At 70.2% G+C, this 14703-nt stretch carries 13 protein-coding genes and 1 pseudogene; 6 read left to right on the top strand and 8 right to left on the bottom strand.

Going from position 1 to position 14703, the window contains the following annotated elements; all coding sequences use genetic code 11:
• A pseudogene (locus GT354_RS00600) lies at positions 1-879 on the top strand (hypothetical protein); the annotation flags it as partial.
• 81 nt (positions 880-960) lie between these two features.
• Here GT354_RS00600 and GT354_RS00595 read toward each other — a convergent pair.
• Both GT354_RS00595 and GT354_RS00590 read right to left on the bottom strand, forming a co-directional pair.
• A complete protein-coding gene (locus tag GT354_RS00595) occupies positions 961-1173 on the bottom strand; it encodes a hypothetical protein (RefSeq protein ID WP_161354150.1) in 213 nt (70 codons plus the stop codon).
• Between the two features lie 261 nt (positions 1174-1434).
• On the bottom strand, positions 1435-1812 hold the full coding sequence (locus GT354_RS00590; protein WP_161354149.1) for a helix-turn-helix domain-containing protein: 378 nt from the start codon (positions 1810-1812) through the stop codon (positions 1435-1437).
• Between the two features lie 122 nt (positions 1813-1934).
• Here GT354_RS00590 and GT354_RS00585 point away from each other — a divergent pair, with 122 nt between their 5' ends.
• Positions 1935-2768: an enoyl-CoA hydratase/isomerase family protein gene (locus tag GT354_RS00585; RefSeq protein WP_161354154.1), complete on the top strand. Its 834-nt coding sequence runs from the start codon at positions 1935-1937 to the stop codon at positions 2766-2768.
• A 362-nt stretch (positions 2769-3130) separates the two neighbouring features.
• Complete coding sequence (locus GT354_RS00580; protein WP_161354148.1) at positions 3131-3742, top strand: PadR family transcriptional regulator; 612 nt, start codon at positions 3131-3133, stop codon at positions 3740-3742.
• Between the two features lie 82 nt (positions 3743-3824).
• On the opposite strand, the gene GT354_RS00575 is transcribed toward GT354_RS00580, so the two are convergent.
• The 5 genes from GT354_RS00575 to GT354_RS00555 form a co-directional block, all read right to left on the bottom strand.
• Positions 3825-5189, bottom strand: coding sequence for an SDR family oxidoreductase (locus tag GT354_RS00575; protein ID WP_161354147.1), 1365 nt, complete (start codon positions 5187-5189; stop codon positions 3825-3827).
• A gap of 449 nt (positions 5190-5638) precedes the next feature.
• Entirely contained in the window at positions 5639-6622 is a 984-nt protein-coding gene (locus GT354_RS00570) for a 2-dehydropantoate 2-reductase (RefSeq protein ID WP_161354146.1), read from the bottom strand.
• Between the two features lie 134 nt (positions 6623-6756).
• Positions 6757-8709, bottom strand: coding sequence for an ABC transporter ATP-binding protein (locus tag GT354_RS00565; RefSeq protein ID WP_346011765.1), 1953 nt, complete (start codon positions 8707-8709; stop codon positions 6757-6759).
• A gap of 751 nt (positions 8710-9460) precedes the next feature.
• The gene (locus tag GT354_RS00560) at positions 9461-10132 is read right to left on the bottom strand and encodes a response regulator transcription factor (RefSeq protein ID WP_161354145.1); all 672 of its coding nucleotides are present in this window, start codon (positions 10130-10132) and stop codon (positions 9461-9463) included.
• Positions 10129-11448, bottom strand: a complete 1320-nt coding sequence (locus GT354_RS00555; RefSeq protein WP_346011764.1) for a sensor histidine kinase — start codon at positions 11446-11448, stop codon at positions 10129-10131. Before GT354_RS00555 ends, GT354_RS00560 begins: the two co-directional genes overlap by 4 nt.
• Positions 11449-11952: 504 nt before the next feature.
• Here GT354_RS00555 and GT354_RS00550 point away from each other — a divergent pair.
• Positions 11953-12270 carry a hypothetical protein gene (locus tag GT354_RS00550; protein ID WP_161354144.1) on the top strand — a complete coding sequence of 106 codons (318 nt, stop codon included), beginning with the start codon at positions 11953-11955 and terminating at the stop codon, positions 12268-12270.
• 68 nt (positions 12271-12338) lie between these two features.
• Positions 12339-12770, top strand: coding sequence for a proteasome activator (locus tag GT354_RS00545; protein ID WP_161354143.1), 432 nt, complete (start codon positions 12339-12341; stop codon positions 12768-12770).
• Between the two features lie 434 nt (positions 12771-13204).
• Here GT354_RS00545 and GT354_RS00540 read toward each other — a convergent pair whose 3' ends face one another.
• Positions 13205-14017, bottom strand: a complete 813-nt coding sequence (locus GT354_RS00540) for an AIM24 family protein (RefSeq protein WP_346011763.1) — start codon at positions 14015-14017, stop codon at positions 13205-13207.
• Between the two features lie 168 nt (positions 14018-14185).
• On the opposite strand from GT354_RS00540, the gene GT354_RS00535 reads away from it, so the two are divergent.
• Positions 14186-14703 (top strand): LLM class flavin-dependent oxidoreductase (locus GT354_RS00535; protein ID WP_346011762.1); only part of this gene is annotated, 518 nt, incomplete at its 3' end.

The raw sequence follows: 14703 nt of genomic DNA, 5'->3' as shown, positions 1-14703 counted from the left end.
GCAGTGGCGCCTCCGGCAGCGGCGCCGGCGGGTGTGAGGGCGCCGGACGGTCCGGGTGGCGCGGTGCCCGGTGACCCGGGCCGGGCGCCTTCGGACGACACGGCGGAGAGGTTGTTGCGTCTGGCAGCGGTACATCGGCCGGTCCCGGACGTCGCGCGGATGATCGCGATTCTGGGGGACTGTTCGGGGATGGCCGCCGAGGACGCGTTGCGGGAGGTCGCGGTGAGGCGGCCGGTGAGCGACCTCGTGTTGTTGGCGGAGCTGTTGAGTGATCCCACGCACGCCGGGCAGGGCAGGCGCCCCGTGGCGGAGCCCGACCCACGTGTGCCGCACGGCCCCAAGGGCTCCGGTTCCGTCGCTCCCGCACCGTCGGCGTTCGCGGCCGCGGCGCCGCCCGCGAGATCGCCGTCGGCCGTCGTCGAAGCGGGGACAGGGCTGCGCTGGGCCGGCGCGGTCGGTCTGGCAGTGTCGGGGTTGGCGTTGGGAAGCGCCATTCCCTCAAGCGTCCGCACGCCTCCGTACGCGGCCCTCTGGTTGGCGCTGGTGGGCCTGGTGTGTCTGTTCCTGGCCGGGGTCACGGCCGTGCGCGCGGGGCGCGTCGCCCGGTTGGCGGCGTTGGCGGCGGGGTGCGCGACGATCGCCACCAGTCTGGTGGCGCGACTGGCCCCCGGGCAGGACGTGGGCGGCTGGGCAGCGGATGCGCGGGGTCTGATCGCGCTGGGCGCGGGAGCTGTCACCGCAGTGTGTGCGGCGGCGTTTCTCGCCCGTTCGACGGAGCCGCCGAGCCCGTGGGGCATGGGTCGCCCGGTTGCTTTCGAGCCGTTGGACGCCGTGGCCCACGGGGATCGACCGGCGGACACCACCCGCATGCTCGGCTGATCCGCTCCGGTCCGTCGTCGAACGGCCGAGTGCCCGCCACGGTCACGATCGTGGCGGGCACTCGGTGTTTCGAGGCTCTGGCTAGGAGCCGTTCACCTGGTTCCCGGTGCACTGGTTGAGCAGTTCCAGGTTCAGGTTGAGCAGGGCCAGGAAGCTCTGGTCCTTGATGCAGTTCTGGTAGGTGCCACCGCCGCTGCCCTCGCCGGACGTGGTGGAGGCGGTCGCGGTGCCGGCGGCGCCCAGGGCGCAGGCCAGAGCGAGGGCGCCGACGAGGGAGACGAGTCGGATACGCATGAGTTCTCCTTGACTAGGATTGTCACAAAATGCACTTGCCTGATCACTTTAAGCTCATGCGTGATGGGTCGCCCGTCGACCGGAAGACGGCCCCGCCCACGAGTGCGCCCGCCGCCCCGATGTCACCGCTTCACCGGTTTCCGCCGCTCACCGTTGCCGGCGATGATGTTGCCGCTCGCCGATTCGGGAACCGGGCACGCCCGAGCGGCGCCCGGAGCGCGTCGGTGGCTTCGGGACGACGGGGTTCTCGGGCGAGCCTTCTCAGCTCTGGACGCGTCGGTCGTAATCGGCCTGGTGCGCCCGGATCTCGTCCGTGTTGTCGACCGTCCAGGCGTACAACCGGCCGAACGGCTCCCGCAGGGATTCGCCGAGCGGGGTGAGGGAGTACTCCACTCCGACCGGTGAGGTCGGCAGGACCCGGCGCACGATCATCCCGTTGCGTTCCAGGCGGCGCAGGGTCTGGGTCAGCACCCGCTGGGTCACGCCCTCGAGGTGGCGTTTGATGTCGTTGAACCGACGGGGTTTCTCGAGGACTGCCATCACCATCATCGACCACTTGTCGGCGATCTGGTCGAGGATCGGGCGGCTGGGGCAGTCGGACCGGTAGACGGTGTCGGTGCCGGTTTCGAAAGTGGCCATGTAGGTATCCTTCGCGATCCTTGCGATGCCGAAAGTGCGTTATTGACGCGGGTCACCCACCATCGGATTCTAAGTATGCATCAGGAACCTGGATGCGTATCGGGTACCGATCGGAGATCTTCATGAACCACGACGCCTACGCGACCCTGCGGGTGAGCCGCGAGGACGGCATCGCCCGTGTCACCCTCGACAACCCGCCCGTCAACGTCCTGGACGTCGCCCTGATGGCCGATCTGCGGCACCTGTTGACCGTGCTGCGCGACGACGACTCGGTTCGGGTGATCGTGTTCGACAGCGCCGACCCGGACTTCTTCATCGCCCACGTCGACATGTCACTCATCGACACGCCGGACGCCTTCGACGAGTTCGCGGCCGACCTTCCGGCCGGCGTCAACGTCTTCCAGGCTCTGGGGGAACTCCTCCGGCACCAACCCCAGGTGACCATCGTCAAGCTTGCCGGGACCGCGCGCGGCGGAGGGGCGGAGTTCGTCACGGCCGCGGACATGACGTTCGCGGCGATCGGCCGCGCCGGGATCGGCCAGATCGAAGCCCTCATGGGCATCGTCCCCGGCGGAGGGGGCACGCAGTACCTCGCCGGACGGGTCGGTCGCAATCGCGCCCTGGAGGCGGTGCTGGGCGCCGACCTGTACGACGCCGAGACCGCGGAGCGCTACGGCTGGGTCAACCGGGCCGTCCCCGCCGACGAACTCGACGACGTCGTCGACCGCCTCGCCCGCAACATCGCCGCCCTGCCCGAGGGCGTGATCGCGGCGGCCAAGCGCGCCATCGCCCCCGAGGACCTGGCCGAGGGTCTGCGACGGGAACACGACGCCTGGGCGAACCAGTTCGCTCGCCCCGAGGCCGAGCGTCTCATCCGCGGCGGATTGACCCACGGCGCCCAGACCCGCGACGGCGAACGCGACCTGGAGGGCCTGCTCCGGGGACTGCCCGGATAGGCAAGCCTTGTCGGCCGTGTCCGGAGCGTCGACCTCGTCGACCTCGTCCGGCCGGGAATCGGATCGCCCGTGCTCGGGGGCGGGCACTCGCGGGCGAGTATCCCGGGGGCGGCTTCGGCAGCGGAACCCCACCCCGGCCCCGTTGCCCGAAGCGAAGCCGAACCGGAACCACCGGGTCCGCTGTCAAACGCCTCGATCGAATGACAGCGGACCCGAATCGGCGATCGCGAGCGCTTGCACATGTGTCCTCTTCCGATATATCGTTGAGCCATCGCGAACGATCGCGATACTCTCAAGAGGGTTCGCTACGGAAAAACGGTGATCCCGAACGGGAGAAGACACAGCACATCAGGAGAAACGTGATGCACCGCAAAGGACGCCCCCAATGGGGCGATGAACGACAGAACCGCCCCGCTTTCGGTCCGTGGGGTCCGCCCGGGCCCGGCCCGTGGGGCCACCGTCACGGCCACGGTGGGCCGGAAGGCCGCGGCGGTCCCGAGGGGCGTGGGCGAGGCCGAGGGCGGGGTCGCGCACGGCGCGGCGACGTCAGGGCTTCGATCCTGGCCCTGCTGACCGAGCGGCCGATGCACGGCTACGAAATGATCCAGGAGATCGGCGAGCGCACCGGCGGTGTGTGGAAGCCGAGCCCCGGCTCGGTCTACCCGACGCTCCAGCTCCTTGAGGACGAAGGCGTCATCGAGGGTGCCGAGGGCAGTGGCCGCAAGCTCTTCACGCTGACCGAAGCCGGCCGCACCGAGGCCGCGAACATCCCCGAGGGCACCAAACCCTGGGACGACGCGAGTCGCGGCGTCGACTTCGAGGCGGTCCACGACCTGCGCACGGCGATGCACGGCATCGGCGACGCGCTGCGTCAGCTCATGATGAACGGTACCGAGGCTCAGCGGGCCAAGGCGCTGGAGGTCGTGACGGACACGCGCAAGCGGCTGTACCTGATCCTGGCCGACGCCGACTGATGTCGGCCGCCGACCCCCGATCGCGCGACCCCGGCGCGGGGCGGCGAGGAGGCCACTCCCGCACCCCGCGCCGGAGGCACGATCACCAGGGTGCGACCCGGTAGTCCTTCAGGAAGCACCCGAACAACGCCTCGCCGGACTCCCCGCGCACGATCGGGTCGTACACGCGGGCCGCGCCGTCGACGATGTCGAGCGGCGTGCGAAAGCCCGCCGAGGCGACCCGCTCGCGATCCGGCAGCGGCTTCTCGTCCGTGATCCATCCCGTGTCGACGCTCGTCAGGTACACGCCCCGCGTGGCCAATTCCTCGGCGCTCGTACGGGTGAGCATATTGAGCGCGGCCTTGGCCATGTTCGTGTGCGGGTGCCCCGGCGCCTTGAACGCACGCCCGAACTGGCCCTCCACCGCCGACACGTTGACGATGTACCGCCGCTCGCGCGGGGACTTGCGCAGCAACGGGAGCAGCCGGCTCACGAGTACGAACGGCGCCGTCACGTTGACGAGTTGGACCTCCAAGAGCTCCAGCGCATCGACCTCGTCGACGCGTTTGGACCACGAGTTGGTGGGACTCGCGTCCGGGACGAGACCGGCCGCATCGAGCGGCAGTACCAGATCGGCGGACGACGTGTTCGCCGAGCACAGATCCCCCGCACCGGGCAACGGCCCGTCGAGCGCGAACCGAAACGCGTCCGAACCGAGTGCGGCCCGCTCCGCCGCGAGCAGCGGCGCATAGGACGCGGCCGGCCGACGTATCGTCTGCGCCGCGTTGTTGACCAAAATGTCCAACGGCCGCCCGGCCGCGACGAGTCGGTCGCACCACGCGACCAGCGCACCGATGTCTCGCAGGTCCATCGCCTCGACCCGCAGCCGGTCCGCCCACTCGTCGTGGTCGGGCGCCGCCGCGAACCGCTCGTGGGTGTCGTGCGGGAACCGCGACGTCACGATCACCTCGGCGCCGTCGCGCAGCAGCTTGAGCACCAACTCGTAGCCGATCTTCGCCCGGCCGCCGGTGACCAACGCCAGCCGCCCGGTCAAGTCGGTGCGCGCACGCCGCCGTTGCCGATTCTCGACGGCGCACGTGGGGCACAGGAGATGGTAGAAGCCGTCCACGTGTCGGTAGGGGAGTTTGCATACGTAGCAGCGCAGTCCCGCCTCCACCGTGCCGACGTACGACGGCAGTCCCGTGTCGTCGAGCGGGAGGTCCTCGACCCGGTCCGCCGCGCCGGTCGCGGTGCGTTGGGTCACGATGGTGCGTTCACGCGTGCGCAGTTCGCGTTGCTCCGCCCGACGGCGATGGCGCCCGGAACGGATGAAGGACGAGAGCGCTCGCTCGATCTCGCGCCGCTCGGGGGCGTCCGGGGCGAGATCGCTCAGGGCGCCGAGCACGGCCAGGCATTCCTCCAGGGAAGGCGATCCGGGTGGCGCGGACACTGTGTGGGTGTCGGTCATGGTGTGGCTCCCCTGGGAACATGCAATGGATGCGGCGCGGCCTCACGGCTCGGCGAAGTCCGCAGGTTCGGCGAGATCTGCCGGCTCGGCGAAGTCCGCGAGCTCGGTCGAGCCCGCGGGTCCCGCGAAGCGACCGTTACCGAACGCACCGTCGGAGGCCATCGGATCGCTCCCTTCGCGGTGGACAACGCTGGTGACGTGGCGGGCATGCGGTGTACTACCGCTGCGGCGTCACGTTGTGACGCCCCGTCAGGCTAGCCGGCCCGAGGCACTGCGGTCACCGCCTTTTCCACGCAACCACCGGCCCCGTATCGCACCGAACCACCACGCACGACCAACAAGGCACACGAACCGCGAAGCACGAGCCTCGGGTCACAGTGCCAAGCGCCATGCGTCGATCTCCGATCCACGAATCCCGAACCACACGACGTACGACACGCCACGATCACTCAGCGCTGTGGTCCGCGCCCGTCCACGACCGCGCGCAGCAGGTCCAGCTCCGACACCGAACCGGCTTCGCCGCCCCGGGCGACGAGTCGGTTCGCCGCGCGTTGGAGTTCGGCGTTGACCGGGGTAGCGATGCCGTGCATCCGGCCGATCCGGACGATCTCGCCGTTGAGGTAGTCCGTCTCGATTCCACCGGTGTGCCGGAACACGCTCTGCCACGACGACCCGCCCGGACGCCGCTCACCGGCCACGGTTCGGACCTGGACCAGCGCGCTCACCGGCGCGAACTCGGCGTGGATGCCGGCGGCGAACAACACCGTGCGCGCCTCGTCCATCGCGAGCCGGTCCAGATTGCCGCCGCGCGCGCTCGATCCGCACAGGGCCTCGACCGCGTTGCCGAGGTTGGTGACGAGCTTGCCGTACTTGAACGCGGTGATGTCCGCGCGTACTTCGGACGCGAAGCCCGCCCCCGACCAGACACGTGACACCTGGGCCGCGAAGGCGTCCCGACCGAAGGGGTAGCGGCCGATGTCGAGGACACCGGTGACCGGCGACGAATAGGCGCGCACGACGCCGGGTTCGAGGTGGGCGACCGGACACGCGACCAGGACGCCGTACACGTTCGCGAACCGGCGCAGGGCGACGTCCTCGTTGGCCACGCCGTTTTGCACGCACAGGATCGGCATCGACGAATCGACGTGCCGGGCGAGTTCGCGTACCGCTGCCTCGGTGTCCTGCGACTTCACGCACAGCGCGACCGCGTCCACGTCGGACCAGTCGAGCAGCGTGTCGAGTTCGTCGAGCGTGGCGACGGCGGGGAGGCGTACGACATCCTCGCCGTCCGGAAAGGCGACTCGCAGACCGTGTTCGGTGATCGCGTCGACGTGGGCCCGGCGGCCCACCGCGTAGACGTCGTGTCCCGACTGCGCGAGCCGAGCGCCGAGGACGCTGCCGATCGCCCCGGCCCCCAGGACTACACATCGCATGGCCGCTCCCTCCCCGACGCGAGGCCCCATCCAAACACGTCCGAGCACACCCGTGGGGCACTGCGGGGCACCGGTTTCGAGCCTCGTGGGCGAAGCCGCCGGCACGGTGCGAACACGCGTGCGAGCAGCCCCGCTCACGGTGCCGGTTCGTCCACTTCCGTCGCGTACTGGGCGGCTTGGAGGTTGAAGAACTCGGCGTACAGGTTGCCCGCGGCCAGCAGCTCGGCGTGGGTGCCCTGCTCGACGAGCTTGCCGTGGTCCAGTACGTGGATGCGGTCGGCGTGGCGCACCGACGCGAGCCGGTGGGTGATCAACACGATCGTCATGCCCATGCGGGCGAGTTCGCGGATTCGGTCGAACGCCTCGATCTCGGCGCGCGGGTCGAGCGCGGCCGTCGGCTCGTCGCAGATCAGCAGCGGCGCATCCCGAAAACGGGCCCGCGCGAGCACGATCCGCTGCCATTGGCCGCCCGACAACTGGACGCCGCCGGTGAAGCCGCGGTCGAGCAGGGTGTCCCAGCCCTTGGGCAGATCGCCCACGACGCGGTCGGTCTCCGCGTAGTCGGCCGCACGGTCGAGCGCCTCCTCGGGGGAAGCCGAACGGGGGCGGCCGATGGTGACGTTGGCTCGTGCGGTGAACGGCCACTGGGTGAAGTCCTGGGGCACGAGCGCGACTTGTTCGAACACCGAGGCGCGGTCGGCGGCCACGAGGTCCACCCCGTCCCACGTGATGCGGCCGGCGTCGGGCCGATACAGGCCGGCGATCAGCTTGGCGAGCGTGGTCTTGCCGGATCCGTTCTCGCCGACCAACGCGACGATCTGGCCGCGTTCGACGGTGAGCGTGACGTCGTCGAGCGCGGGTTTGTCCCGGTCGGGGTAGGTGAACGTGACCCCTTCGACCTCCACCCGGTCGGGGAAGCGTTCGACCCTGACACCGCCCTGCGGAATCGCGCGCCGGTCCGCTTCGGCGCACACCTCCTCCAGGTCGAGGTAGAACAGGCTGCTCTCGTAGAGCTGGTTCACCTGGCGTACGAGCGTGGCCAGGTTCATCGTTCCGGTCCTGATCGCGATCACCGCCGTCCCGGACGCGGCCAGTTCGGCGCGTCCCGACAGCAACAGCCACCCCAGCAGCACGTACGTGGCGCCGGTGGCCACGCCCGAGAGCGCGGACGTGGCCAGGTCGGTCCCGGCCTGCGCCCGGGCGAGCCGGGTCTGTTCGGCCTCGCTCGCGGCGGCCATCCGGCGGTAGTGGTCGAGCAGGTACTCGCCGGCCCCGTGCACGCGCACTTCCTGCGCGGGACCGCGCTGTACGAGCTGCCACGCAATCTCGTTCTGGCCGCGCGCGTGGTCCAGCCATGCTTGTACCGAGCGGTAGCGGCGGCGCGCGGACCGTACCGTTCCCCACGCCTCCGGCACGATGATCAGCAACAGCATCGGCAGCAGCAGCGGGTGCAGGATCGCGAGTACGCTGCCCGCCGCGGCGAGCGCGACGAGGGCGTTGACCACCGCGATGCTGTAGCTGACCATGCGTCGCGTCGCGTCGGTGCCGAAGCGCGCGGACTGCAACAGGCGTTTGAACTCGGCGTCCTCGATCGTGGTCATCTCGACTCGGATCACCCGACGCAGCAGTTCGACCTCGGCGGTTCGCTCGACCTTGGGCTCCAGCCGCCCGGTCGCGGCGGTGGTCACGGCGGTGAGCAGGACGGCGACCATGCCGGCGCCGGCAACGGACAACAGCGCGGGCAACGCGGCCCGGACCCGGTCGGGGGTGGGCCCGCCGGCGAAGAGCTGGATCAGCACCTGATTGGCCGCGAGCAGCCCGAACGCGGCGGCGATGCCCTGCCCGATCTGCGCCACCGCCACCGCGACGAGCGCGGCCCGGTCGGCGGCCCACGCAAGTTTGAAGGATCGCGAGATCAGCCTGGGCAACCGCCGAAACGTGGCCACGAACGAGGACTCGGCCGCGGCGTGCTCGTGCCGGTTGTAGCCGCTGTCGTAGTGAAGCTTTCCCCCGAACAATTCGGTGCGACTCGCGATCCCCGCCGCGAGTGTCTCGGCCGCGGCATCCCTGCGTTCCCTTCCCGACACCCCATCACCCCTCCCACGTGTTGTGTGTACGAGCCGTGCGGACACGCCATGCTTTCCTTCCGGGCCCGGGGCACGGGCAGGGCGTGCGGGAGCATGACGTGGGCGCACGCCTGTACGGTCCCCCTCCGGGGGGCCGGCGAACACGACCCTCGTGGCCGCATGGCCCTGGGGGTTGGGGTTGGTCGGTGGGGCGTTGGGGGTTGGGCGCTGGGTGCGTCTTGGTTTGGTCGGGTGTTCCCACCCGCACCACCCGTTGCGTTCGCTTGTGGGCTGCGGTTTTACGGCGCTGCGGTGGCGTGGTCCGGCCTCGCGGCGCGGCTGCGGGTGGCGCTTTGCGCCCACGGGGGGGCCTTGCCCGGGAGCGGGACTTGGTTGCGGTTTTGGCGCGTCAGCGCCCACTGATCGGCTTGCGTGCGGTGTTCGACGAGCGCAGCGAGGAGAGCGGCGGAGCCGCGCTTTTCAGTGAGACTTCGGGGCCCGGAGCGAAGCGGAGGGACCCGAAGTCGCGAGCGGAGTGCCGCTTTTTTAGGAGGAGCGAAGCGGGGGAGAAAAAAGTGGTGCTTCGCGAGCCGGCTTCTAGAAAAAAGCAACGCCGTGCTTCTCGTGTCCGGCTTCGCCCTCTCGCTGTGCTCGCCTGACTGGTTTCCTTCTTCCACCGTCCCCCGTGCCCGGCCTGCCCGTTTCGCCGTCGGTTCTTCTTGCGACACCGTGACTTTGCCGTACAGGTTGGGACCGCTGCCGGAGTCGCCGTTCAGTAGCCCGTCGGGCGGACCAGGCCGGTTTCGTAGGCGAAGACGGCTACCTGAGTGCGGTCGCGCAGGTTCAGTTTGACCAGGGTTCGGCTGACGTGGGTCTTCACGGTTTGTTCCGCCACCACCAGGTGGCCGGCGATCTCCGCGTTCGACATGCCCTGGGCGATCAGCGAAACCACCTCCGTCTCGCGTTCGGTCAGGCTCCCGACGCGGTCCTTGAGCGGCGCGCGGGGGGTGCCCGCGATCCGGGAGAACTCGGCGATCAGGCGCTTGGTGACGTTCGGCGCCAGCAGCGCGTCGCCGGCCGCCACCACTCGTACGGCGTGCGCGAGTTCGGCGGCCGACGCGTCCTTCAACAGGAACCCGGACGCGCCCGCGCGCAGCGCCTCGTACACGTACTCGTCGAGGTCGAACGTGGTCAGCACGAGCACCTTGACGTCGACGTCGGCAGGTTCGGTGATGCGGCGGGTTGCCTCGATGCCGCCGAGTTCGGGCATCCGGATGTCCATCAGGACCACGTCCGGGGCGAGTTCGGCGACCTTGTCGACGGCGTCGAGACCGTTCACCGCCTGCCCGACGACCTCGATGCCGGGCTCGGCGTTCAGCAGCACCGTGAAGCCTTGGCGGACCATCATCTGGTCGTCGGCGATCAGCACGCGGATGGGCGTCATCGGGTGTCCTCAACGGGTTCGACGGGCTGTTTCGAGAAGTCGGCGGGCAGGATCGCGGTGACTTCCCAGCCGCCGTCGGAGGTGGTGCCGGCGGCGAGTTCGCCGCCCAGCATGGCGGCGCGCTCACGCATGCCCAACAAGCCGTGGCCGGGGCCGGGCGACGGCGGGACGGGCCGGGCGGGCGCCGTGTTGGCGACCCGGACGGTGACCCCGGAGGGGCGATAGCCGATCCCCACCCGTACGTGTGCTCCGGGCGCGTGCCGCATCGCGTTGCTGAGCGCCTCCTGGACGATGCGAAATGCCGACAGTTCGACGCCCGGTGGCAGCGGGTGCGGCGCCCCGGTGCTCTCCGAGGTGACCGTCAGGCCGGCGCCGCGGACGTTGTCGAGCAGTTCGTCCAGACGGCCGAGGGTGGGCTGTGGGGCGTGCCGGGCGCGCTCGCTCGGGGTGTCCTCGGAGCGCAGGACGCCCAGTACGCGGCGCAGTTCGGTGAGTGCCTCGACCGCGTTCTGGCGGATGCCCGCGAGGTTCTCCTTGAGTTCCTCGGACGGGTTGTCGACCAGGTGCGGGGCGACCTGCGCCTGGATGGAGATCACCGACATGTGGTGCGCGACCACGTCGTGCAGTTCGCGGGCGATCCGGTTGCGCTCCTCCAGGAGCGTGCGCCGGCCGCGTTCCTCCGCGGTGAGCTCCTCTTGGACGACCAATTGGGTGCGGGCCACCCGGCGGCTGCGCAAGAGCGCACCGACCACGACCGCGAGGGTGAACAGCGTGACGGCGCGAACGAGTCCGTCGACCTGGCCCTCGAACGTCGGGCCCGTGCCTGCCCGTCCGGCCACGAGACTGATCACCAGCGCGGCGACCGCGACCCGGAGCCGGAGTCGGAGCGCCAACAGGAACAGCACCCAGGTTTGCACGATGATCCCGGGAATGGTCCAGGGGAACCACATCGCGCGGCCGAGCGGAAACTCCGCGCCCGCCTCGACGACGACCATGACGATCGTCGCGACCCACCACGAGGCCACCGGCCGAAACACCGCGGTGACGAGCGCCACCGACTGGATCAGGCCGAGCAGCAGGGCGGTTCGCTGGTTGTACCCGTAGTCGGCGGCGAGCCCGTTCACGTTGAAGACCGCGACCGTGGCCGTGCACGGGACGAGCAGGAGCAGGAACGTCGGCAGCCAGTCTCGCCAGGGAGATCGCTGCCCGCTGCTCGGCACCGGAGCCAGAGCGGCGGTCCACAGGTCCTCGCGCAGGTTGCGCGGCACCGCCTGCAGGGCTCGTCCGAGTCGTTCCGCCGTGTCCTGCTTGTTCACGAGATCCACCCTAGAGAAGCCGCCTTGTCGCGGACCGGGCGGGACGCCTCTCGCGGTGTACGGCTCGACGACGTTATGGGCAGGGTGCGGTGGTCGGCGTCCCGCCTCGGAGTGCCGCCTTGCAGTAGTCCGGAAGTACTACGAGTAGGGGTGGCGAGATGCTCGCCGACGGGGTGGCTCGTGCCCGAGCGCTGTCGGATGTCTCCAAGTCGGAGGTCTCGAATCGGCCCGGCGGGGCAGGCGTCGCGGTGGCGGCAGGCCGTGTGTACGGTCCGGGAACTCTCGTGGTGGTTGGAGCGTCGTCGTGGTGACGGGAATCGATCTTGGGCCGGCCCGGGCGACGTCGGCCCGGCCGGAGGGTCGTTTGCGGGTTCTCGTTTGCAGGTTCTCCACGAAATCCGCACGAGTCGGACGCCCGAGACGCGTTGGGCGCGGAGCGCTTACGGGTAGATTTCGACTGATAGCTCTGAGTGAGCGAGCTACGAGTTGCGTGGGGAGTGGGCCGTGTTGACCTGGCTGACCTGGCTGGTGGTCGGAGTGGCCGTGTATCTGATTTTCCTCGCGGGGGTGATCGTGGTCCTGCGCGCCGCCAAGGCACGCGCCCGGGCCGAGCGCGCGACGGACACCATGACGCTTGTGGCGCCGCCTGCGGCCGTGGGGGGCCGGTCGGCGCCGGAGGCACTGCCCGAGGACGACGCGGGGCGCGGGCACCCCGTGACGGAGGAACACGGGGAGCCGCGACCGGGGGATCCGGGCTCTTCGGCGTCGTTTTCGCGGCGTCACGACGGGACGATCCCGCCGTCGTTGCGTACGCGGGGATGACCCGGAGCCGACCCCGTGTGCCGGCCGGCACGGCGTTTTCGACGTGTGGCGAAGGGTAGGCGCGGCCCATGGCCGATCCGATTGTCACCACCACCAACGAGGCGGACGACGAGCGTCCGCTGGGCGAACTCGTTCCGGCACCCGACCGCGTCATGCGGGTCGCGGAGATGATTCGCCACCTGCTGGAGGAGTTGCGCGACGCGCCCTTGGACGAGCCCGGGCGCGACCGGGTGCGCGCCGTCTACGAACGTTCGCTGCCGGAACTGCGGCGGTCGCTCGCGCCCGATCTGTACGAGGAACTGGAGCGACTGACCGAGCCGTTCGCCGGCGTGGACACGCCCAGTCTCGCCGAACTGCGGATAGTGCAGGCGCAGCTGATCGGGTGGCTGGAAGGGCTGTGGGGCGGGATCAGGTTGACGCTGATGTTGCGGCAGGGTGTGGAGGGGGACGGGGCGCCCCCCGCGGGGGTGCCTGCGGCGGAGGACGGCACCTTTTTGTGAGGGGAAGTGAGGGGGAGGGGTTCCCCTCCTGGGCGCCGGGTGGCCGAGGGCGTCGTCAGGTGCGGACCGGGCGTCGGGTCGGGTGAGCGCCTGGCCGGCTGTGGGTGTGGTGTGGTTGGTTGAGCGCCGTTTGGGTGGAGCGTCCTCAAGCGCCGGACGGGCTGGTGTCGGTCGGGTTGGGTATGTGCCGTTCGGTTCGGGTGTCTTCAAGCGCCGGAGGGGCTGTGGTGCTTTCGGTGGGTGCTGTTTCGGGTTGGTCGTCGAGCGCCGGGCCGGCTGTGGGTGCGGTGTGGTTGGTTGAGCGCTGTTCGGGTGGAGCGTCCTCAAGCGCCGGACGGGCTGGTGTCGGTCGGGTTGGGTGTGTGCCGTTCGGTTCGGGTGTCTTCAAGCGCCGGACGGGGCCGGCTTCGCTCGGGGTGGTCTCGGGGCCGGGGTCAGCGGGGGCCGTAAGGGCCTGGGGGCGGGCCGTATGGGCCCTGCGGGGGACCATGGTGGCGCGGTGGTGGGGCGTAGGGGCCGTGGGGGTTGCCCGGGGCGGCCCAGGTGTTGTTCTGGGCGCCGTTGTGGCCCATGCCGAACCAGTTGCCCTGGAGGTCGGTGGCGTTCATCGGCAGGACCTCGCTGGGTTGGACCACGACGTAGCCCTCGCCCATGAAAGCCATCGTCCAGCCTTCGCCGGTCTGGCGGCGGCGGCGCCAGATGCGCTGTGACGTGGTCTGCGCCTGGAGGCTCGTGTGCAGGCCCGCGGTCCATGCGATGACCGCGTCGGCGTCGGCGAAGATCTCGCGGTCGTGCGAGGCGCGCAGCACGAGCGGGTGGCCCGACGTGGTGATCGCGATCCGACCGCTGCCGCCGATCTGCATCGAGTAGGCGCCCATGCCGCCGACGTTGTAGCCCGCGTCGATCTGGATCACGCCCCAGTTCAGCGTGCCGTCCAAGGCCAGGACGTTCTCGTCCTCGATGATCAGCGCCTCGTTGTTCAGCGTCAGTACGTGGATGCTCTGGGCCTGGTTGGCGAGGTAGACCGTGCCGTGGCCGTGGCACCGCATCAGGTCCAGCATGTCGCCCGTCGCGGCCCCCGCGCGCAGTTCGGCGCCCGACTGCCACGCGCCCTCGAACTGCACGTTGCCCTGGTAGGCGACCATCGAGCCCTTGCGGGCGAGCACCTCGGTGCCCACCTCCGGCGAGAGCAAAACCCGGAGCATGTGCGCGTTCTGCAGGCTGTATCGCTCCGAGGACTGATTCACTGCGTGATTGAACAGCGGACTTTGCACGATGTCTCCGACGGATCCGGCAACGGCTCGTATGGCATGACCATGATTCCGTGTCGGTGGTTCCGCCGGAACCAAAGGTCGGCCATCTCCGGCGGTAGGGTCCTTCTGTTACACCGTTACAGATCTCGCGGAGGTATGCACGTGTCGTCGACCGAAGAGCAGCGGACAGCGCACCAGCCCGTTCCCGACCTCGGCCGGGTCGGTCTGTGGGCCGCCGGGCTCGACTTCCTTCCCGTATCGCGACTGCGCGAGACGGCCGCCGAGTTGGACGCACTGGGCTACGGCGCGCTGTGGTGGGGCGAGGCCGTGGGCCGTGAGGCGTTCACCCAGGCGATGCTGATCCTGGAGGCCGCGCCCAGGATGGTCGCCGCGACCGGGATCGCCAACGTGTGGGCCCGCGACGCGATGGCGGCGAACGCCGCGTCGCGCACCCTGACCCAGGCATATCCGGGCCGATTCCTGACCGGCCTGGGGGTCAGCCACGGCCCGCTGGTCGAGGGGCTGCGCCCGGGCAACCGCGTTTACGAGAAGCCGCTCGCGCACATGCGGTCCTACCTGGACGCGATGGACGCGTCGCTCTATTTCGCGGCCGGCGGCGACGAGCCGCGCCCCGCGCGGGTGCTCGCCGCGCTCGGCCCGCGCATGCTCGACCTCGCCCG

Source organism: Streptomyces sp. SID3343 (assembly GCF_009865215.1).
Classification (GTDB): Bacteria; Actinomycetota; Actinomycetes; order Streptomycetales; family Streptomycetaceae; genus Embleya.
This window is presented reverse-complemented; position numbering and strand designations above follow the sequence as displayed.

Excerpts from the sequence above, each read along its gene's own strand:
- GT354_RS00595 (WP_161354150.1), bottom strand. The coding sequence starts at position 1,173 with ATGCGTATCCGACTCGTCTCCCTCGTCGGCGCCCTCGCTCTGGCCTGC.
- GT354_RS00590 (WP_161354149.1), bottom strand. The coding sequence starts at position 1,812 with ATGGCCACTTTCGAAACCGGCACCGACACCGTCTACCGGTCCGACTGC.
- GT354_RS00585 (WP_161354154.1), top strand. The coding sequence starts at position 1,935 with ATGAACCACGACGCCTACGCGACCCTGCGGGTGAGCCGCGAGGACGGC.
- GT354_RS00580 (WP_161354148.1), top strand. The coding sequence starts at position 3,131 with ATGCACCGCAAAGGACGCCCCCAATGGGGCGATGAACGACAGAACCGC.
- GT354_RS00575 (WP_161354147.1), bottom strand. The coding sequence starts at position 5,189 with ATGACCGACACCCACACAGTGTCCGCGCCACCCGGATCGCCTTCCCTG.
- GT354_RS00570 (WP_161354146.1), bottom strand. The coding sequence starts at position 6,622 with ATGCGATGTGTAGTCCTGGGGGCCGGGGCGATCGGCAGCGTCCTCGGC.
- GT354_RS00560 (WP_161354145.1), bottom strand. The coding sequence starts at position 10,132 with ATGACGCCCATCCGCGTGCTGATCGCCGACGACCAGATGATGGTCCGC.
- GT354_RS00545 (WP_161354143.1), top strand. The coding sequence starts at position 12,339 with ATGGCCGATCCGATTGTCACCACCACCAACGAGGCGGACGACGAGCGT.